The sequence below is a fragment of the Nonomuraea sp. NPDC050547 genome, from assembly GCF_044457345.1.
Lineage (GTDB): Bacteria > Actinomycetota > Actinomycetes > Streptosporangiales > Streptosporangiaceae > Nonomuraea.
Window position 1 is genome coordinate 216277 of record NZ_JBITGW010000004.1, and the last position, 19709, is coordinate 235985.

The 19709-nt window shown below is 70.0% G+C and carries 17 protein-coding genes; 8 read left to right on the forward strand and 9 right to left on the reverse strand.

Going from position 1 to position 19709, the window contains the following annotated elements; all coding sequences use genetic code 11:
• Positions 1-96: 96 nt before the first annotated feature.
• Positions 97-231 (forward strand): hypothetical protein, encoded by a 135-nt coding sequence (locus tag ACIBHY_RS11765; RefSeq protein ID WP_397306669.1) that lies wholly within the window; start codon positions 97-99, stop codon positions 229-231.
• Entirely contained in the window at positions 219-884 is a 666-nt protein-coding gene (locus ACIBHY_RS11770; RefSeq protein WP_397252459.1) for a LuxR C-terminal-related transcriptional regulator, read from the forward strand. The genes ACIBHY_RS11765 and ACIBHY_RS11770 overlap by 13 nt, the downstream gene beginning before the upstream one ends.
• 146 nt (positions 885-1030) lie before the next feature.
• Here ACIBHY_RS11770 and ACIBHY_RS11775 read toward each other — a convergent pair whose 3' ends face one another.
• From ACIBHY_RS11775 to ACIBHY_RS11785, 3 genes are all read right to left on the reverse strand, one after another.
• Positions 1031-2359 carry an MFS transporter gene (locus ACIBHY_RS11775; RefSeq protein ID WP_397306670.1) on the reverse strand — a complete coding sequence of 443 codons (1329 nt, stop codon included), beginning with the start codon at positions 2357-2359 and terminating at the stop codon, positions 1031-1033.
• Positions 2360-2642: 283 nt separating this feature from the next.
• A complete protein-coding gene (locus ACIBHY_RS11780) occupies positions 2643-3539 on the reverse strand; it encodes a serine/threonine-protein kinase (RefSeq protein ID WP_397252461.1) in 897 nt (298 codons plus the stop codon).
• Positions 3540-3584: 45 nt separating this feature from the next.
• Positions 3585-5339, reverse strand: a complete 1755-nt coding sequence (locus ACIBHY_RS11785) for a class I SAM-dependent DNA methyltransferase (protein WP_397252462.1) — start codon at positions 5337-5339, stop codon at positions 3585-3587.
• A gap of 76 nt (positions 5340-5415) precedes the next feature.
• Here ACIBHY_RS11785 and ACIBHY_RS11790 point away from each other — a divergent pair, with 76 nt between their 5' ends.
• The 5 genes from ACIBHY_RS11790 (at position 5416) to tpx (ending at position 12720) form a co-directional block, all read left to right on the forward strand.
• A complete protein-coding gene (locus tag ACIBHY_RS11790; RefSeq protein ID WP_397094837.1) occupies positions 5416-6186 on the forward strand; it encodes a PP2C family protein-serine/threonine phosphatase in 771 nt (256 codons plus the stop codon).
• A 163-nt stretch (positions 6187-6349) separates the two neighbouring features.
• Positions 6350-7153: a CHAP domain-containing protein gene (locus tag ACIBHY_RS11795; protein WP_397306816.1), complete on the forward strand. Its 804-nt coding sequence runs from the start codon at positions 6350-6352 to the stop codon at positions 7151-7153.
• A gap of 86 nt (positions 7154-7239) precedes the next feature.
• Positions 7240-10419 (forward strand): fused isobutyryl-CoA mutase/GTPase IcmF, encoded by a 3180-nt coding sequence (gene icmF / locus ACIBHY_RS11800; RefSeq protein ID WP_397306671.1) that lies wholly within the window; start codon positions 7240-7242, stop codon positions 10417-10419.
• A 30-nt stretch (positions 10420-10449) separates the two neighbouring features.
• Complete coding sequence (locus ACIBHY_RS11805; protein WP_397306672.1) at positions 10450-12183, forward strand: pyruvate dehydrogenase; 1734 nt, start codon at positions 10450-10452, stop codon at positions 12181-12183.
• Positions 12184-12219: 36 nt separating this feature from the next.
• Positions 12220-12720 (forward strand): thiol peroxidase, encoded by a 501-nt coding sequence (gene tpx / locus ACIBHY_RS11810; protein WP_397252465.1) that lies wholly within the window; start codon positions 12220-12222, stop codon positions 12718-12720.
• Between the two features lie 3 nt (positions 12721-12723).
• On the opposite strand, the gene ACIBHY_RS11815 is transcribed toward tpx, so the two are convergent.
• The gene (locus tag ACIBHY_RS11815) at positions 12724-13515 is read right to left on the reverse strand and encodes an SAM-dependent methyltransferase (RefSeq protein WP_397252466.1); all 792 of its coding nucleotides are present in this window, start codon (positions 13513-13515) and stop codon (positions 12724-12726) included.
• Positions 13516-13655: 140 nt separating this feature from the next.
• Between ACIBHY_RS11815 and ACIBHY_RS11820 the strand changes: the two genes are divergently transcribed.
• Positions 13656-14417 carry a helical backbone metal receptor gene (locus ACIBHY_RS11820; RefSeq protein ID WP_397306817.1) on the forward strand — a complete coding sequence of 254 codons (762 nt, stop codon included), beginning with the start codon at positions 13656-13658 and terminating at the stop codon, positions 14415-14417.
• Here ACIBHY_RS11820 and ACIBHY_RS11825 read toward each other — a convergent pair.
• The 5 genes from ACIBHY_RS11825 to ACIBHY_RS11845 form a co-directional block, all read right to left on the reverse strand.
• Positions 14414-15574 (reverse strand): ROK family transcriptional regulator, encoded by a 1161-nt coding sequence (locus ACIBHY_RS11825; RefSeq protein WP_397252467.1) that lies wholly within the window; start codon positions 15572-15574, stop codon positions 14414-14416. The genes ACIBHY_RS11820 and ACIBHY_RS11825 overlap by 4 nt on opposite strands.
• Positions 15575-15577: 3 nt before the next feature.
• Positions 15578-16423, reverse strand: coding sequence for a carbohydrate ABC transporter permease (locus ACIBHY_RS11830; protein ID WP_397252468.1), 846 nt, complete (start codon positions 16421-16423; stop codon positions 15578-15580).
• A complete protein-coding gene (locus ACIBHY_RS11835) occupies positions 16410-17318 on the reverse strand; it encodes a carbohydrate ABC transporter permease (protein ID WP_397252469.1) in 909 nt (302 codons plus the stop codon). The genes ACIBHY_RS11830 and ACIBHY_RS11835 overlap by 14 nt, the downstream gene beginning before the upstream one ends.
• Positions 17315-18688, reverse strand: a complete 1374-nt coding sequence (locus ACIBHY_RS11840; RefSeq protein ID WP_397306673.1) for an ABC transporter substrate-binding protein — start codon at positions 18686-18688, stop codon at positions 17315-17317. Before ACIBHY_RS11840 ends, ACIBHY_RS11835 begins: the two co-directional genes overlap by 4 nt.
• A gap of 88 nt (positions 18689-18776) precedes the next feature.
• A complete protein-coding gene (locus tag ACIBHY_RS11845; RefSeq protein WP_397306674.1) occupies positions 18777-19664 on the reverse strand; it encodes a sugar phosphate isomerase/epimerase family protein in 888 nt (295 codons plus the stop codon).
• Positions 19665-19709: the final 45 nt, after the last annotated feature.

Here is a 19709-nt window from a genome sequence, read left to right on the forward strand (position 1 = left end):
TTGTCCCGCAGCGCTGCGTCGATCCGTCCGAGTACGCGGCGCGGCTCACCCCGAGTGGAGGCGCCACGCGCACGACCGCGCGCGGACCGCGGCCGGATGCGCCACGCGCATGACCGCACCCAGACCGCGGCGGGCCGGTTGACCGTCGGGGCGCGCGACGGAACGATGGCTCTGACCAGCCCCGACGGAGGGCCGACCATGATCGAGGTGGAACTGCCGTGCGAGTCGTGATCGCCGAGGACGACGCCCTGCTGCGTGAGGGCTTGGTCCTGCTGCTGACCGGCGAAGGCATCGAGGTGGCGGCCGCCGCGGGGGAGCCGGAGGGCTTCCTGGCCGCCGTCGAGGAACACCGCCCCGACGTGGCCGTCGTGGACGTCCGCATGCCGCCCACCCACACCGACGAGGGCATCAAGGCGGCGGTGAAGGCCAAGCGCCTGCATCCGGAACTGGGCGTTCTGGTGCTGTCCGCGTATGTGGAGCAGGCGTTCGCCACCGACCTGCTGGCCGTCGGCACCCGCGGCATCGGGTACCTGCTCAAGGAGCGGGTCGGCAAGGTCGAAGAGTTCCTGGACGCGCTGAACAGGGTCGGCGACGGCGGCACCGCGATCGACCCCGACGTGGTCGCCCAGCTCTTCGCCCGCCGCCGCGACCCCCTCGACCAGCTCACCGCCCGCGAACGCGAAGTCCTCTCCCACATGGCCCAAGGCCTGGGCAACATGGCGATCGCCGAGAAGCTGGTGATCTCGGAAGGCGCGGTGCACAAGCACATCCGCAACATCTTCGCCAAACTCGACCTGGCCCAGACCGACCGCGTGGACCGGCGCGTGGCGGCAGTGCTCGCCTACCTGGACAACACACCCCCCGACCCAAACCCAACCAGATAACAACCCACCCCACCCCCTTCCGGACCACCCCCCAAACCCCCGCTCGGCGGCCCGAGCCGAGCCGAGGGCGGGGTCTGGGGCAAGGCAGGGGCAGGGCTCAAAGGGCGAGGCAGTGGGGCGCCGACTGGCTGGGTGAGGGGGTGGGGTTAGGGGGTGGTGGGTTGGGGGTTGGGTTCTGGGGTGGGTTCGTGGTCCAGGGGGTGGGCCAGTTCGTCGGCGGGCATGCGGGCCAGCAGGATGGCGATGATGGCGATCGGGAGCGGCAGGATGCCGGCGATGATGAACGTCGGGGTCAGGCCGATGGCCACGCTCACCGGGCCGGCCAGGGCCATGGAGACGGGCATGAAGACCAGGGAGACGAAGAAGTCGAGGCTGGATACACGGCCCAGGAGTTCCGGGGGTACGCGGCGCTGGAGCAACGTACCCCAGATGACCATCGGCGCGCTGAACAGGGCGCCCAGGATGAACGCGGCCAGCACGATCAGCCAGATGTTGGAGGCCACGCCGATGAGGATGAAGGGGAGGCAGGCGAGGCCCCACATGAGGTTCATGGCGGTCAGGTAACGCTTGGGGAGTTTGCGGCTGGCCATCACCAATGAGGCCAGGGCGCCGCTGATGCCGAAGGCGGCCATGACGATGGCGTGTTCCTTCGGGCCGCCGCCCGCGCCGTCCTTCACCGCGAACGGGATGAGCACCTCCATCGGGCCCATCGTCACCAGGATCATCAGCGAGGCGAAGAGCAGGGTGGCCAGGAGCCACGGGGTCTTCAGCATGTAGACGAAGCCGTCGCGCAGGTCCTTGGCCATGGATCTGACGGGGTGGCCGGTGTCTCCCTCACTCTGGTCTCTGCGCAGCGGGACCGGGCGCATGAAGACCAGGAAGATCGTGGCCACGATCTGCGTACCGGCGCCTACCGCGAGGGCGGCGGCCGGGGACTGGGCGGCCACCAGGAAGCTCGCGATCGCCGGGCCCGCCGCCTGCATGACGACCGGGCGCAGGACGCCCTCCACGCCGTTGGCGGCCAGCAGATGGTCGGCGGGGACGATGGAGGGGAGCATCGCCGAGTAGGCCGGGTAGTAGAAGCCGCTGCCTATGCCGCGCACGAAGGCGACCACGGCCAGGTGCCAGATCTCGATCACGCCGGTCAGCGCCAGGGCGGCGATCACCATGGCGGAGGCGGCGAGGACGAGTTCGGTCGTCAGGAGTACGCGGCGCTGCGGGACCCGGTCGGCGATCACACCGCCGAGCAGCACCGTGGCCACCATGCCGACCGCGGCGCCGGTGGAGACGATGGAGAGCTCGCCCGCCTTGCCGTCGAGGGCGATCACCTGCCAGACCATGGCCATCAGCCACAGGCCCTCGCCCAGCATGGACGCGGTGAGTGAGCCCGTCAGCAGGCGGTACTGGCCGTGCTGGAACGGGCGGAGCGGTCCGCGCAGCCAGCGCGCACCCTGTCCGGCGACGGGCTCGGTCATGGTGAGAGTCTCCTCGGGGAATGTGATGGGCACCACTATTGACCTCGGGACCGACAAAAACTCATCGGCCTCACGCTCCCGACACCCATCGAGACCGGGCAAGGGGGCGCGCCACCGAACAGCAGAGGGAGGCGCGCCAGGGCTGAGGGCCGCCGTAGGGCGGGAGGGCCTGGAGAGCCGGTGGCAGGTGGGCCGGCAAGAGGAGCGGCGAGGCGGTGAGGGGGAGGGAAGAGCAGTCAGGAGGAGAGACGGGGGAGGGGAGACCGGGGGCGGTGAGGGTGGGTCAGGGGGTTAGGGCTCGGCCTACTATTCGGGCGTACATGCGGCCCGGACTGGGGTCGGGGGCGAGGAAGCCGGGGAGCATCGGCAGGCCCTGGGCCAGGGGGTCGAGGCGGCGGTACAGGGTGGCGGCGTCGGCGGGGCGGGATTCGGGCGTCTTCTCCAGCAGGGCGGCCAGGATCGCGGCCAGTTCGGGAGGCAGGCCGGGGATCTCCGGTGGCGACTCCTTCACCTGCTGTTCGAAGACCACGTAGTCGGTGGGGCCGGTGAACAGCTGGCGGCCGGTCAGCATCTCGTGCAGGACGCAGCCCAAGGAGTACAGGTCGCTGCGCGGGTCGGCGAGGCCGCGTTGGATCTGCTCGGGCGCCATGTACGCGGGTGTGCCGAGGATCTGGCCGATGCGGGTGAACTGGCCGAGGTCGGTTTCGCGGAGCATGGCGAGCCCGAAGTCGAGGACCTTGACGCTGCCGTCCGGGCAGAGCATGAGGTTGGTGGGCTTGAGGTCGCGGTGGCAGATCGCCAGCGCGTGGGCGGCTGACAGGACGGCGGCGGCCTGGGCGGCGATGGCGCAGGCCCACGGCACCGGCAGCGGCCCGTGCTCGCTGACGACGTCGGCCACGGTGACGCCCTCGATGAACTGCATGACCTGGAACAGCCGTTGTTCGTGGGTGCCGAAGTCGTACAGGACGGGGGCGCCGGGGTGTTCCAGGCGGGCGAGGATGCGGGCCTCGCGGATGAAGCGCCGCTCCAGTTCCTCGTCGTCGGCGCTGAATCCGCGCATGTGCAGGAGCTTCACGGCGACCCTGCGGTCGAGGTGGCGGTCGTGCCCGGAGTAGACCGCGCCCATGCCGCCCTGCCCGAGCGGGAGGTCGTCGAGCTCATAGCGGTCGCCGATGACCATTCGCCCCTCCCCGCAGCCTTTCGGGAAAAAACTACACCGTCAGGACTACGGGTGCAGATGCCCGTCGATCAAGCCGTCGAGGCCGAGACGGATCAAGGACTGGCCCAGCGCGCTGGCCTCGCGCAGCGCGTCTTCGAGATCGGCCAGCTGGCGGAAGGCGGCGCCGTACTCGCGCTGCTCCTCCATGGACACCCGGGGCAGGCGCGTGCGGCGGGCGTCGAAGCGGCTGGAGCCGGTCGTGGCGCGGCCGCCCGCGCCGCGCAGGAAACCGGCGAGGAAGTCGGCGTCCAGGCGGCGCGGGTCGACGCGGTAGAGCGTGAGGTGCGGGCCGAGCACGCCGTCGGGCTCGCCGATGACGCGGACGCTGGAGTAGGAGGCCACGACGTCGCCGGGTAGTACCGGGACCAGACCGGTGGACGGCGTGGTGCGGCCGGACGGTGGCGAGCCCTGCGCCACGTCGTCGGCGGTCAGCACGGGCAGCTCGCCGCCGTCGGCGGTCATGCGCGGCGGTGCCTGCAGCACCGCGACCAGCCCTTCCTTGATGAGGTCGCCGACGGTGGTGACGGGCCGTTCCAGCGGCTGGTCGAGAACCTTCAGATCCGGCGGTACGGCGGAGGCCGCCAGAAACCTGTCACGGGCCTCGGTGAAGGCCCTGCCCAGATCCTCCAGGCGGCGATGCCGGGCCGGGGTCATGTCGACCTCGTCGGCGAGCAGGTCGATGATGCGTACCGTCTGCTCGGAACGGTCCTCCAGGTGCGCGCGCCAGGCGGGCTCGACGGCGGACAGGTCGTCGGTGGCGTCCACGATCAGCACGTCGGAGGGCGGGCGCTCGCCCTGCGTGGGACGGCGCAGCAGCCACAGGTCGGAGCCCGGCAGCGCGATCACCGCGCGCAGGGCGCCGGCGCGCAGGAGGTTGGCCCGGATGCGGCGGCCGGGCTTGCGGCTGGCGGCGGCGGGCGGCATGAGGATCGCGACCGTGCCGCCGGGCCGGACGTGGGTGAGGCAGTGCTGTACCCAGGCCAGTTCGGACTCGCCGCGCGGCGGCAGGCCGTGCTCCCAGCGGGGGTCGCCGGTGAGCTCCTCGTAGCCCCAGGCGCGTTCGTTGAAGGGCGGGTCGCAGACGACGGCGTCGGCCTTGGCGCCGGGGAAGCCGTCGCGGCGCATGGAGTCGCCGGCGACGATCTCGGCCTCGTGGCCGCCGAGCCGCAACCGGGCGGCGGCGATGCGGGCGGAGGAGGCGCTGAGGTCCTGGCCGAGGTAGCGCGGCCCGGGGACGGCGCCGGCTGCGGCCAGGAGGAGGGTGCCGACGCCGCAGGCCGGGTCGAGAACGGTCCCGCCCTCCGGCACGGCCAGCCGTACCATCAGCGCGGCCACTTCCTCGCGGGTGACGGACAGCTGGCGGGAGTGGGCTTCCAGGTAGCGCTCGCAGAGGAAGTCGTAGGCCGCCGCGGCGCCCTCCTCGCCGGCCAGCTCGGTGATCATCGCGGCCAGCTCCGGGTCCGGCACGCTCTCGCCGCCGGTCAGCAGCGCGCCGGCCTCGGCGACGAGCTCGCCGAGCCGCAAATCTCCGGCGGCTTTCAGGCGTTGCCACACCCGGTCGGCCAGTGATACCTGGTAGGACTTCCCATAGCGCAGCAGCCAGGCCTCGACCTGGCGCAGCAGGAACAACGGCTGGTTGGCGGTTCCGCCGACCGGCTGGGGGAAGTCGTCGTGGCGGCGTCGCCAGTTGCTGACCGCGGCACGCCCGACACCGGCGAGCCGGGCGATGTCCCCGGCGTTGACGGTGGGGTCGTGGCTCATGACGCCCACAGTAGTTCACAAGAGTCTTCAGCGCATCTGCTTGTGAAGTCTTTCAACCAATGATTTACTGCAGGGTATGAAGCACAACATCCGCTATGCCGCGGGATCAGACGTGGGCCGCCGCAGAGAGCAGAACGAGGACGCGGGCTTCGCGAGCGCCCGCCTGCTCGTCGTGGCGGACGGCATGGGCGGGCACGCGGCGGGAGAGCTGGCGAGCTCGGCCGCGATCGCCGTCATGCGCGAGCTGGATGCGTCGCTTCCCGAGACGGGCGCCGATTTGGAGGCCGCGCTGGAGGGCGCCGTGCACGAGGCGGCGCGCCGGCTGGTCGAGCTGGCCGACATCGACCCCGCGCGCCGGGGGATGGGCACCACGGTCACCGCCACGCTGTGGGACGGCTACCGCTTCGCGCTGGCTCATCTGGGTGACTCCCGTGGGTACCTGCTTCGCGACGGTGCTCTTTACCAGATCACCAAGGATCACACACTTGTGCAGTCCATGGTGGACGAAGGGCGGATTACCGAGGACCAGGCGGCGGTGCATCCGCGCCGGTCGATGGTGCTGCGCGTGCTGGGCAGCGAGGGCAGGGCGGAGCCGGACATGTCGCTGCGCGAGGCCGATCCTGGAGATCGCTACCTCCTCTGCTCCGACGGGCTGACCGGGGTCCTGGGGCCCGAGATCCTGCACGAGATCCTGACCACTGTGGCCGACCCGGCCCTCGCCGTCCAGAGGTTGATCGATCTTGCCAACCAGGGCGGCTCGCCGGACAACGTCACCGTCATCGTGGCGGACGTCGTGTCACCGGGGGAGGGTGACGCGAAGGTCTTCCGCGTCGGGGCTGGTTCCTAAGCCGCGTAGTAGCTAGTCACCCGCGCCACAAAAGCCACATTTTGCCACCCCAGTGACTATCTTCCGGATGTACGGCACGCGATCACGAAGGCGCTACTACAGTCCATCGTGATCTGCCGGTTATCTGGGAGGAGTCGTCCTGGACCCGATCGCTGAAGATCTTCTGGAAAAGGTCCGCCCGGAGCTCGGATACCGGGAAAAGGGCGGGCAGCACACCAAGTTCGGCGAGTGGTACGCGGATCGCCTCCAGGATCCCCAGTACAAGAACGCGCCGTGGTGCGACATGTTCATCGCGTGGGCCGCGGAGAAGGCGGGCGTCGGCGAGTACGTCGGCCAGTTCGCCTGGACACCCTCGCACGCCGCCTGGTTCATCAAGCAGGGCGCCTGGTCGCGCACGCCCGAGCCCGGCGCCCTGGTCTTCTACGACTGGAGCGGCGGCAAGAGCTACAAGGGCGTCGACCACGTGGGCATCGTGGAGAAGGTCGACGGCACCAAGATCCGCACCATCGAGGCGAATGTCGACAAAGTCTGGTTAAAGCGGAAATTTCGTGACCAGGAGAAAGTCGTCGGCTACGGCCTGCCCCGCGTGGTCAAGGAGAAGACGCTGGCCGGCACGCTCCAGCCCACCGAACAGCCCACCGCCTACGCCCCCGAGCTCAAGACCTACACCGAGATGCCCGCGAACGATTCCCCGCTTGACCTCCTCGGCACCCCGCAGGCCCTGCTCGCCTTCATCGTGCTGACCACCGTCGTGGTGAGCTTCCGCCTGGCCGGCCGTAGTCGTGGCACGCACCGCAGGGTCCTTCGCGAGCTCGTCCCATGGAACGCGCCAACCCCGGAGCCCCCACCGGAACCAGTGGAACCTCCGGTGCGCGAACGGGCGCCCAACCGCTTCCACGAAGGGCCGCCGCCGATCCATCGCACCCACGTCAGAACGCGGGGCCGCAGGCCGTACGAACGCCTCTGAGAGGGGCGGTCACCTGCGACGCTGGGCATTTAGTAGGACGTCCTAGTAGTTTGTAGGTGAGGCCCCTCACGAAGGAGTGATCTGGCGTGCACGTTCCGGCCCACCCTGTTCGATTCGTGACCGCGGCGGCGTTGTTCGACGGCCACGACGCCGCGATCAACATCATGCGCCGCATCCTGCAGACCCAGGGCGCGGAAGTGATCCACCTCGGCCACAACCGCTCGGTGGACGAGGTCGTCACCGCCGCCATCCAGGAGGACGTCCAGGGCGTCGCCATCAGCTCCTACCAGGGCGGTCACGTCGAGTTCTTCTCCTATCTCGTCGAGCTGCTGCGCGAGCGCGGCGCCGGGCACGTCAAGGTGTACGGCGGAGGCGGCGGCGTCATCGTCCAGGACGAGATCGACCTGCTCCACTCCCGCGGCGTCACCCGCATCTTCTCGCCCGAGGACGGCCAGCGGCTCGGCCTGCCCGGCATGATCAACAAGCTGATCGAGGAGTGCGACGTCGAGCTCGGCGGCGCCCCCTCGACCGAGGCGGTGCTCTCCGGCGACCAGGCCGCCCTCGCCAGGGCGATCACGCTGATCGAGTCGGGGCGCGCCGAGGAGGAGCTCCTCGCGGGCATCCGCGGCGCCCAGCGCCACGCCCCGGTGCTCGGCATCACCGGCACCGGCGGCTCCGGCAAGTCCTCGCTGACCGACGAGCTGGTCCGCCGCCTGCGCGTGGACAACGACGACAAGCTGCGCATCGCCGTCATCGCGATCGACCCGACCCGCAGGCGCGGCGGCGGCGCCCTGCTCGGCGACCGCATCAGGATGAACAGCCTGGGCGCCCAGACCTTCTTCCGCTCCCTGGCCACGCGCGGCGCGGTCGCCGAGGTCCCCGAGCACCTGGACGACGTGATCGCCGCCTGCCGGGCGGCCGGCTACGACCTGGTGATCGTGGAGACGCCCGGCATCGGCCAGGGCGACGCCGGCATCGTCCCCCACGTCGACGTGCCCATCTACGTGATGACGCCCGAGTTCGGCGCGGCCTCCCAGCTGGAGAAGATCGACATGCTCGACTTCGCCGAGGCCGTGGCCATCAACAAGTACGAGCGCCGCGGCGCCGAGGACGCCCTACGCGACGTGCGCCGCCAGATCGTGCGCAACCGCGAGGCCTTCGGCGCCAAGCCGGAGGACATGCCCGTCTTCGGCACCATCGCCGCCCGCTACAACGACGCCGGCGTCACCGCCCTCTACCAGCACGTCAAGGAACTGCTGGCCGAGAAGGGCCTGCAGGCGGGACCGGGGCTGCTGGCCAGGGTCCAGGGCCGCACCTCGCAGGTGTCGGCGGCGATCGTCCCGCCCGCGCGGGTGCGCTACCTGGCCGAGATCGCCGAGGGCGTGCGCGCCTACCACGCCGAGACCCTGGCCCAGATGGACGTGGCCCGCCGCCGTCAGCAGCTCGCCGCCGTCCGCGACATGCTGGGAGAGGACGCCTCGCGCCTGGACGAGCTGCTCGGCCGCGCCGAGTCCGACCTGTCGGCCGAGTCCCGCGCCCTGCTCGCCGACTGGCCCGCCACCAAGGAGGCCTACCGGGCCGACGAGCTCGTGGTGAAGGTCCGCGACAAGGAACTGCACACGCCGCTCTGGCGCGAGACGCTGTCGGGCAACCGGATCCCCCGCGTGGCCCTGCCGCGCTTCGAGGACCACGCCGAGCTGCTGCGCTTCCTCAGGAGCGAGAACCTGCCCGGCCGCTTCCCGTTCACCGCGGGCGTCTTCCCGTTCAAGCGCGACGACGAGGACCCCACCCGGATGTTCGCGGGAGAGGGCGACCCGTTCCGCACCAACCGGCGCTTCAAGCTGCTGTCGGAGGGCCAGCCGGCCACCCGCCTGTCGACGGCGTTCGACTCGGTGACCCTGTACGGCCACGACCCCGACCTGCGCCCGGACATCTACGGCAAGGTCGGCACCAGCGGTGTGTCCATCGCGACCCTGGACGACATGAAGGTGCTCTACGACGGCTTCGACCTGGCCGCCCCGAACACCTCCGTCTCCATGACCATCAACGGCCCCGCCCCGACGATCCTGGCCTTCTTCCTCAACGCCGCCATGGACCAGGCCCTGGAGCGCGACCCCGACGCGGACCCGGACGCGGTGAGAGCCGCCACCCTGGCCAAGGTGCGGGGGACCGTACAGGCGGACATCCTCAAGGAGGACCAGGGCCAGAACACCTGCATCTTCTCCACGGAGTTCTCGCTGCGGATGATGGCCGACATCCAGGAGTGGTTCATCCAGAACCAGGTGCGGAACTTCTACTCCGTCTCCATCTCCGGCTACCACATCGCCGAGGCCGGGGCGAACCCGATCAGCCAGCTCGCCTTCACCTTGGCCAACGGCTTCACCTACGTCGAGGCGTACCTGGCGCGCGGGATGAACGTGGACGACTTCGCGCCGAACCTGTCGTTCTTCTTCTCCAACGGGATGGATCCCGAGTACTCGGTGCTCGGTCGCGTGGCCCGCCGCATCTGGGCGGTGGCGATGAGGGAGAGGTACGGCGCGGGCGAGCGTTCCCAGAAGCTCAAGTACCACGTCCAGACCTCGGGCCGGTCCCTGCACGCCCAGGAGATGAACTTCAACGACATCCGCACCACGCTGCAGGCCCTGATCGCCATCTACGACAACTGCAACAGCCTGCACACCAACGCCTACGACGAGGCGGTGACGACGCCGTCGGCCGAGTCGGTGCGCCGCGCGATGGCCATCCAGCTGATCATCAACCGCGAGTGGGGCCTGGCGCGCAACGAGAACCCGGTGCAGGGCGCGTTCATCATCGACGAACTCACCGACCTGGTCGAGGAGGCGGTGCTGCGGGAGTTCGAGCGGCTGTCGGACCGCGGCGGCGTCCTGGGCGCGATGGAGACCGGCTACCAGCGCGGCAAGATCCAGGACGAGTCGATGCTCTACGAGACCCGCAAGCACGACGGCTCGCTGCCGCTCATCGGCGTCAACACCTTCCGCAACGGCGACGACGGCGGGGAGCCGCACAAGAAGCTGGAGCTCGCCCGCGGCACGGAGGAGGAGAAGCGCTCGCAGCTCGACCGGCTGCACGCCTTCCACGAGCGCAACCGCGCCGAGGCCCCCGCGGCCCTGGCGAGGCTGCGCGAGGCGGCGATGTCGGACGGCAACGCCTTCGCGGCGCTGATGGAGGCGGCCCGGGTGTGCTCGCTGGGCCAGATCACCGACGCGCTGTTCGAGGCGGGCGGGCAGTACCGGCGCAACGTTTAGGTCGGCCCTAACCAGGTCATGGTTCGGGGCATGACGACCCTTGCCGAGCAGTTCGTACAGGTCTTGATTCAGGCCGGCGTGGAACGGGTCTACGGGGTCGTGGGCGATAGTCTCAACCCCATCGTGGACGCGATCAGGCGCTCCGGCTCCATCGAATGGGCACACGTGCGCAACGAGGAGGCCGGGGCGTTCGCCGCCGCCGCCGAGGCCCAGGTGACCGGGCGGCTGGCGGTGTGCGCCGGCAGCTGCGGCCCCGGCAACACCCACCTGATCCAGGGCCTGTACGACGCCCAGCGCAGCGGCGCGCCCGTGCTCGCGCTGGCCTCGCACATCCCGAGCACGCACATCGGCACCGGCTACTTCCAGGAGACCCATCCGGAGCGGCTGTTCACCGAGTGCAGCGTCTACTGCGAGGCGATCAACTGGCCGGCCCAGATGCCGAAGGTGCTGCGCAGCGCGATCCAGCACGCGATCGGGCTCGGCGGCGTCGGCGTCGTCGTGCTGCCCGGCGACGTGGCCCACCAGAAGGCGGCAGCCCCGGTCGGGCGGCACGACATGCTGGTGCGGCGCGGCGTCGTGCATCCGCCGGCCGACCAGGTCGCCCAGCTCGCCGGCGCGCTCAACGCGGCCGAGAAGGTCACGCTGTTCTGCGGCGCGGGCGTGCGCGGCGCCCACGACGAGGTCATGTCGCTGGCCGCGCGACTGAACGCGCCCGTCGGCCACGCCCTGCGCGGCAAGGAGTGGATCCAGTACGACAACCCGTTCGACGTCGGCATGAGCGGCCTGCTCGGGTACGGCGCCTGCTACGAGGCGATGAGCGAGGCCGACCTGGTGGTGCTCGTCGGCACCGACTTCCCCTACACCGACTTCCTGCCGGGCACGAAGACCGTGCAGATCGACGCCGACCCGGCGGTGTTCGGCCGGCGGACGCCGCTGGACCTGGCCGTGCACGGCGACGTGGCCACGACGCTGCGGGCCGTACTGCCGAAGGTGGAGCAGAAGAGCGACCGGCGCTTCCTCGGCAAGATGCTGCGCGAGCACTGCAAGAAGCTGGAGCACGTGGTCGAGGCCTACACGCGCGACATCAAGGACAGGGCGCCCATCCACCCCGAGTACGCGGCGAGCATCCTGGACGAGGTGGCCGCCGACGACGCGGTCTTCACCGTGGACACCGGCATGTGCAACGTCTGGGCGGCCCGCTACCTCACCCCGAACGGCCGGCGGCGGGTGATCGGCTCCTTCAAGCACGGCTCGATGGCCAACGCGCTGCCGCACGCCATCGGCGCCGCCTTCGCCGACCGCGGCCGCCAGGTCGTCTCCATGTCCGGCGACGGCGGGCTGGCCATGCTGCTCGGCGAGCTGATCACGGTCAAGCTGCACGACCTGCCGGTCAAGACGGTGGTGTTCAACAACTCCTCGCTCGGCATGGTGAAGCTGGAGATGCTCGTGGACGGCCTGCCCGACTTCGGCACCGACCACGAGCGGGTGTCCTACGCGGCGGTGGCGGCGGCCGTCGGCATCCCGTCGGTCACGGTGACCAGGCCGGGGGAGATCCGCGAGGCGCTGACGAAGGCGTTCGCCGCCGACGGCCCCTACCTCGTGGACCTGATCACCGACCCGGACGCGCTGTCGATCCCGCCGAAGGTCTCGGCCGAGCAGATGAAGGGGTTCGCGCTGGCCGCCGGGAAGATCGTCCTGTCCGGCGGGGTCGGCAGGATGGTGGACATGGCCAGGTCGAACCTGCGCAATGTGAAGGGCATATGATCGCCTGCTGGGGAGCACAGCTAACTGGAGGTTTTCATGTCCGAGATCACGTTCAAGGGCAACCCGGTCACGGTCGGCGGCACGTTCCCGCGGCCCGGTGACAGCGCGCCCGGCTTCACGCTGGTGGCCAAGGACCTGTCCGACGTCTCGCTGGCCGACTACGGCGACAAGTACAAGGTCCTCAACATCTTCCCGAGCATCGACACCGGGGTCTGCGCGGCGTCGGTGCGGCGGTTCAACGAGGTGGCCGCCGACCACCCCGACGCCGTCGTCCTGTGCGTCTCGGCCGACCTGCCGTTCGCGCAGGGCCGCTTCTGCGGCGCCGAGGGCCTCGACAAGGTGGTGACGCTCTCGCTGATGCGCGGCAGGGAGTTCCTGAGCGACTACGGCGTGGCGCAGGAGAGCGGCCCGCTGGCCGGACTCGCGGCCCGCGCGGTCGTCGTGCTCGACGGCGAGAACAAGGTCGTCCACTCCGAGCTGGTCCCGGAGATCGTGCAGGAGCCCGACTACGAGGGCGCGCTCAAGGCACTCAAGTAGAAGTCAGGTCTTCCGGCCGATTCCGCAGAGGATGAGCGACTTCTCCGGCTGCCCGGGGAAGTCGATCATGTCGGTGTCGTCGGGACGCCATTCCGGCAGCCAGACGACGCCCGGCTCCTCCAGCGCGAAGCCGTCGAACATGGCCGCGATCTCGTCCCTGCTGCGCAGCGTCAGCGGGCTGGCGGAGTTCTGGTAGACCTCGGTGCCCTTGGTCACCGCCGCCGCGCGGGCGTCGCTGGTGCCGTGGGACAGGACCAGGAAGCTGCCGGGCGCCATCGCGTCCCTGAGCGTGGCGATGATCCGGCCCGGGTCTTCGGAGCGGGCGACGAAGTGCAGGACCGCCACGAGCAGGATGCCGACCGGGCGGTCGAAGTCGATGCCGAGCTCGCCGTCCTTGAGTATCTCCTCGGGATGGCGCAGGTCGCCCTGGACCACGGAGGTGTCGCTGTCGAGTGCCAGCAGCGCCCTGGCGTGAACGAGCACGACCGGGTCGTTGTCCACGTACGCCACCCGCGCGCCGGGCGGCGCGACCTCGTGCACGTTGCCCTGCGTGGGCAGGCCGGTGCCGATGTCCAGGAACTGCGTGATCCCCTGCCCCGACAGGTGTCTCACCGCACGTCCCAGGAAGGCGCGGTTGGCGCGGGCGGCGGCCCTCAGCTCGGGCGCCACCCGTAAGATCTTCTCCGCCGCCGCCCGATCGGCCGGGAAGTTGTCCTTGCCGCCCAGGTAGTAGTCGTACAGCCGGGCGGCGTTGGGCTTGTTCGGATCGAAGCCCCTCGAACTCCTCTGGTCCAACCGGTGATCCCCCGATCACAAATAGTCGGCCTTTGCTGCGATCCTACGTATTCGACCCGTGACGTGGCGCGAGATCGGCCATAACGTCCGGGAGGGGATCACCGTGCTATGGGACGGCGTGCGGGATACTTGGCCGTGTGCTGAACGACGACACCGGAGCCCCCTCGGCGGTGCCCGACCAGGTGCGGCGGATCGTCTCGCTGGTCCCCTCGCTGACCGAGTCGGTCGCGGCCACGGTGCCCGATGCGCTGGTCGGCGCGACCGACTGGTGCTCGCATCCGGCGGACCTCGACGTGACCCGCGTACGCGGCACCAAGAACCCCGACCTCGACGCCATCGTGCGGCTGCGGCCCGACGTGGTCCTCGCCAACTTCGAGGAGAACCGCGAGCAGGACATCCTGGCGCTGCGAGAGGCCGGGATCCCGGTCTGGGTCACGGTGATCAGGACGGTGGAGGAGGCGTTCACCTCGCTGGCCAGGATGTTCGAGCTGGCCTGCCGTACTCCGGCGCCGCCCTGGCTGGGCGCGGCGCGGGCCGCCTGGGACCTGCCGGAGCCCGCCGTACGCGCGAGCGCCGTCGTGCCGATCTGGCGGCGGCCGTGGATGGTCGTGGGCAGCGGCACCTTCACCGGTGACGTGCTGCGGCGCCTCGGCGTCGACAACCTCTACGAGGGGCACGCCGAGCGCTATCCCAAGATCCCCCTGCCCGACCTGCTCGCCGCCGCCCCCGACCTGGTCGTGCTGCCCGACGAGCCCTACGCCTTCTCCGCCGGCGACGGGCCCGAGGCCTTTCCCGGGCTGCCCTGCGCGCTGGTGAGCGGGCGCCTGCTCACGTGGTACGGGCCGTCGCTGGCCGTCGCCCCCGCCCTGCTGGGCGAGGCGCTGGGCCGTACCGCGACCTAGGCGCGATCGGCCAGCCGGGGCCCCTCCAGCGCGGCGTCCACGGCGTCAGGGGACAGGACGTGCTCCGTCACGATCACCGCCGTGCCCACGATGCCCGCACGCGCGCCGAGCACACTCGTCACGATGTCGAGATTGCGGGTCGTGTACGGCAGGCTCCGCCGGTAGACGCTCTCCCTGATGCCCGTCAGGTAGTGCTCCCGGGTCTCGGCCATGTCACCGGCCAGCACCAGCACCCCCGGGTTGAGCAGGCTCACCGCCGTGGCCAGCACGATCCCCAGCGTACGGCCGGCCTCCTGGGTACGCGCGATGGCCGTGGGGTCGCCGGCCTGCACCAGCCGGACGACGTCGCGGCTCGAGGCCTGCCCGAGGTCCACGGCGAGCGCGTGGCCGCTGGCCAGCGAGGCGACGCAGCCGCGTGAGCCGCAGGTGCAGACCCGGTCGTCGCTGTCGCGCAGCCGTACGTGGCCGAGGTTGCCCGCGGCCGCCTCCACGCCCCGGTAGATCTGGCCGTCGATGACGATGCCCGCCCCGATCCCGGTGGAGACCTTGATGAGCAGCAGCGAGGGCGTCTCGCGCCAGTGCGTCCACCATTCGCCGAGCGCCATCGCCTTGGCGTCGTTCTCCACCAGGATCGGCACGTCGAAGCCGGCGCCGATGGCCTGGGCGATCGGGTACTCGTCCCAGCCGGGCATCAGGAACGACCTGACGGCCCGGCCGGAGGCGTGGTCGACGGAGCCGGGCAGGTCGACGCCGATGCCGCAGACCCGGTCGCGGGCGTGCCCGGTCCGGTCGAGCAGACGCTGGAAGGCCTGGCGGACCCAGGTCAGGACGGGTTCGGGGCCGAGCTCGATGCGGATCTCGGTGTGCTCCTCGGCCAGCGGGCGGGCGGCGAGGTCGGTCAGCGCCACGCGGGCGTGGCCGGCGCCGAGGTCGGCCACGAGGGCGAACCGGTTGGTGGAGTCGATGTCGAGCACCGACGGCGGCCGTCCGCCGCCGGAGATGGCGACGCCGGACTCGTGGATGTATCCGGCCTCGATGAGCCGGTCGACCCGGTCGGTGATCGTCGAGCGGGACAGGCCGGTGAACTCGATGAGTTCCTTGCGCGTTCGGCAGGAGCCGTTCCTGATGAGCTGGAGCACCTGCCCTGCCGTGAGCATGGCCTATCCCTTCTCCGCCCCGGCGGTGAGCCCTTCGGTCAGCAGCCGCTCGCTGGCGAAGAAGACGATCACGATGGGCAGCGTCAGAACCACCGATCCTGCCATGAGAACCGTGGTCGGGATCTCGATACTGCCCGCCAGCTGGGAGAGCCCGAGGGAGACCGTCCATCTCTCCCGCCGCTCGACCAGGAAGAGCAGGGCGAACAAGAACTCGTTCCAGGCGATCATGAAGGCGTACAGTCCGGTCGCCATGAGCGCCGGCTTGGACAGCGGCAGCACCACCCGCCAGATGGTCTCCACCCGGGAGCAGCCGTCGATGGCCGCCGCCTCCTCGACGCTCCGCGGGACGGTCTCGAAGTAGTTGCGCAGCATGTACACGGTGACCGGGACGGTCTGGGCGATGTAGACGAGGATCAGACCGGCCAGTGAGCCGCGCAGGCCCATCATCGTGAACAAGACGAACAGCGGGATGGCCAGCACGATGGCGGGGAAGAGGTAGACGGCCAGGAACAGGAAGTGCACCTGCCGGCGGCCGAAGAAGCGCAGCCGGGCGACGGCGTAGGCGCCCGGGACGGAGATCAGCAGGGTGACCGCCACCGAGGAGACGGCGATGATCGCGCTGTTGCCCATGAAGGTCAGGAAGCCCTGCCGGGTCAGGACGTCGGCGTAGGTGCTCAGGGTGAAGGCGTCCGGCCAGAGCGATCCTGGTTCGAGTATCAGTTCCTGGATGTCGCGTACCGACAGCATCACCATGTAGAGGAACGGGAACGCGGTGATCACGAACAGGAAGGCGATCACCAGCGGCCTCAGCGCGCGAAGCAGCGCGCGCTCGAACCTATCCCTGCTCACGCGCACCTCCGGAGAAGAAGCGCAGGTAGATCACCAGGAAGACGACGAGCACCACGGCCAGCACGATGGCCTGCGCGGCCGAGGCGCCGATGTCGTCGCGCGCGGTCAGGAAGTTGTAGACGCGCACCGAGACCACCTCGGTGCCCGCGCCGCCGCCGGTCAGCAGGTAGACGTCGTCGAACTTGGTGAAGGTGAAGACGAAGCGCAGCACCGACAGCAGGGCGATGATCCGCCAGAGCTGCGGCATGATCACATAGCGGAAGCGCTGCGTGGGCGTGGCCCCGTCGACCACGGCCGCCTCGTCCAGCTCCTTGGGCAGCGCCTGCAGCCGGGCCAGGATGAACAGGAAGGCGAAGGGGAAGTACCGCCAGGCCTCGAAGGCGATCACCGTCAGCAGCGCCACCGGGACCTCGATGCCCAGAAAGGTGCCGCGGGCCTGCGACAGGAAGGCGATCGGCTCGTTCAGCCAGGTGTTGACGATGCCGTACTGCGGGTTCAGCATCACCTCCCACAGGAAGGCCACGGCCACCACGGGCGCCACGTACGGAACCAGGATCGAGGCCCTGACCAGTGTCCGCCCGGGGAACCTGTCCCGGAGCGCGAGCGCGGCCGCCAGCCCGACGGCGATCGACAGCGCCGTGCCGGCGACCGTGTAGACGAGCGTGTTGACCAGCGCCGACCAGAAGCCCGGCTCGGAGATCACATAAGTGAAGTTCTCCAGCGTGTAGTGGCCGAAGATCCCGACCCGCCTGATGTTGATCAGCCGGACGTCCTGGAAGGCCAGCATGACCGCCCACAGCAGCGGCGCCACGACCACGACCAGCGTGACCACCAGTGTGGGCGAGATCAGCGCGAGCCCGGCCCTGCCCTCCTGCTGCCGGAGCGTCCCCCTCACTGACGGATCCCGCGTTTGATGCCCTCCACGTCCGCCTTGGCCTGCGCCGCCGCGGCCTCGGGCGTCAGTGAGCCCTCGACGATCCCGCTCAGCGCCTTGGGCACCGGCAGCTCGCCCATCGTGACGCCGACCAGCTTGCCCTGCCCCTGCGGGATGCCCCAGCGGCCGAAGGTGTCGGGGCTCTTGCGCAGCGCCTCCAGCGTCGCGGCCGGGTACAGCTCGGCCAGCGGCTTCTTGGTGTCCACCCCGGCGGGCAGCTTGGCCCACGCGCCGGCGAACTCCGGCCGGGTGGGGAACTTGCCCTCGGGCGCCATGCCCATCCAGCGCTCGTAGCCCTCGTTCATCAGGTACGCGACGAACCTGGCCGCCGAGTCCTTGGCGGCGTCGCGGGTGACGGCCCAGGAGACGATCTCGCCGTACTGCGCGGGCGCGGCGCCGTCCGGGCCCTTCAGCGCGGTCACCACGCCGGTGTTCGCGGCCAGCCACTCCTTGTCGGTACGGCACGCCGCACAGGAAGGCAGCGCATCGTTCCGCAGCCCGGCCATCTCGTCGAGGATGAACGACGACCAGATCATCATGGCCGCCTTGCCGGAGAAGTACGTGGCCCGGGTCGAGTCGACGTCCTGCTTGCCCTTGACCGAGTACTGCTTGGCCAGCGTGGAGTAGAACGTGAAGGCCCGCACGCAGTTGGGTGAGGCCAGGGCCACGTTGCCCGAGCCGTCCACCAGCTCGCAGCCGTTGGCCAGAGCCACGTGCTCGAAGCTCTGGGCGGTGAAGGAGTCCTTGGGCGCGACCGCCAGCGTGATGCCGGCCACGTCGGGGCCGTGCAGCTTGGCGGCGGCGGCCTGCAGCCGCTCGTAGGTGTCCGGCGGCTCCAGCCCCGCCTTCTCGAACAGGTCCTTGCGGTAGAGGATGAGCTGGGCCCATCCGTCGCTGGGCACGGCCAGCAGCTTGCCGTCGGCGGTGTTGAGGTCGAGCGCCCGCTTGGAGAAGGTGGCGCGGCCGAGCTGGTCGACGACCTTGGCCGGCGTCTCGGTGTCGAGAAGGTCGTTGGCCTCCATCTCGCGTACCGCCGCCAGGGGGAGTGCGCCGATCACGTCGGGCAGGTCGCCGGCGGCGGCGGCCGCGGTCAGCGTCTGGCTGAACTGGTCCTCGGCCACCGGCACCAGCTTGACCTTGATCTTGGTCTTCCGCGTGAACTCGTCGGCGATCGTGGTTTGGACGTCCATCCGGTCCGGGAGGTTCTCCTCGGTCCAGACGGTGATCTCCGCGGCGGCGGCGGGCCGGCTGTCCCCGCCGCCGTCCCCGCAGGCGGTCATGGCCGCGACCAGCGCGGCGGCGCTGAGAACGGCGGTTGCCTTTCCTGGCATGGCACGCTCCTCGGTCTGCACCCGGCGCTCCGAGCAGCCCGACGCCAGGTCTCCGGCAAGGCCCCCGCGAAAAGGGGTTGGGCCGCCTTTACCCCGTGATGAGCGGCCGCAACGTGTGATAGGCGATACCGAGACCGGTCCGGACCCTCGCCGGGTCGCCACTCCACACCGGATCCTCGTGCTCTACCGACACCACCCCGTCGTACCCGCCTTCCTGAAGTGCGTCAATGACCCGGGTCCAGTCGACCTGCCCGCGGCCGGGAACCCGGAAGCGGTACCAGCCCTTCTCGCCGCCGATCGGGCCGTGGAACCCGGTGTGGTCGATCCGGCCGCCGAGTATCTCGGTGTCCTTGGCCTGGACGTGCGCGATCTCCGAGACGTACGGCCGCGCCGCCGCCACCGGGTCGATGCCCAGCGCCACCAGGTGTGAGGGGTCGTAGTTGAGCTTGAGCCCGAGCCCGAACATCCACTCCCACAGCTCGGGCGAGTAGGCCAGGTTGCCCGGGTACCCGTCGGGGTGCCAGCTCTTCATGACGCAGTTCTCGATGACGAGATCGACCCCGTGCCCCTTGGCGTGCTCGACCAGCGGGCCGAAAACGTCCTCGGCCTTCTTGAGGTTGTCGTGCACCGTCATTCCGGCGTCGCGGCCGACGAAGGTGCCCACGGTCGGGCAGCCGAGCGCGGCCGCGGCCTCGACGCAGTGCCGCACGTGCGCGTTCACCTGCGGCCCTTCGGTTGGGTGCAGGTTGTTCTCGTAGTAGGCGATCGAGGAAAGGGCGAGTCCGGTGTCCGCGAAGATTCGCCTGACCTGCTCGTATTCGATCTCATCGAAACGCTCTACTCTGATGTGATTTCGGTCATCCGTTGCCGGCCATCCGGCTACTTCCAGGGCTTCGAATCCCTGGTCGACGGCCCAGCGTGCGATGTCGGAAAGGTTGCTTTCCGGAAGACACGCTGTTAGGAACCCCAATTTCATCGGCTACCTCCAACAAAAGTCGTAGACTTACGAGTGCTGATTACA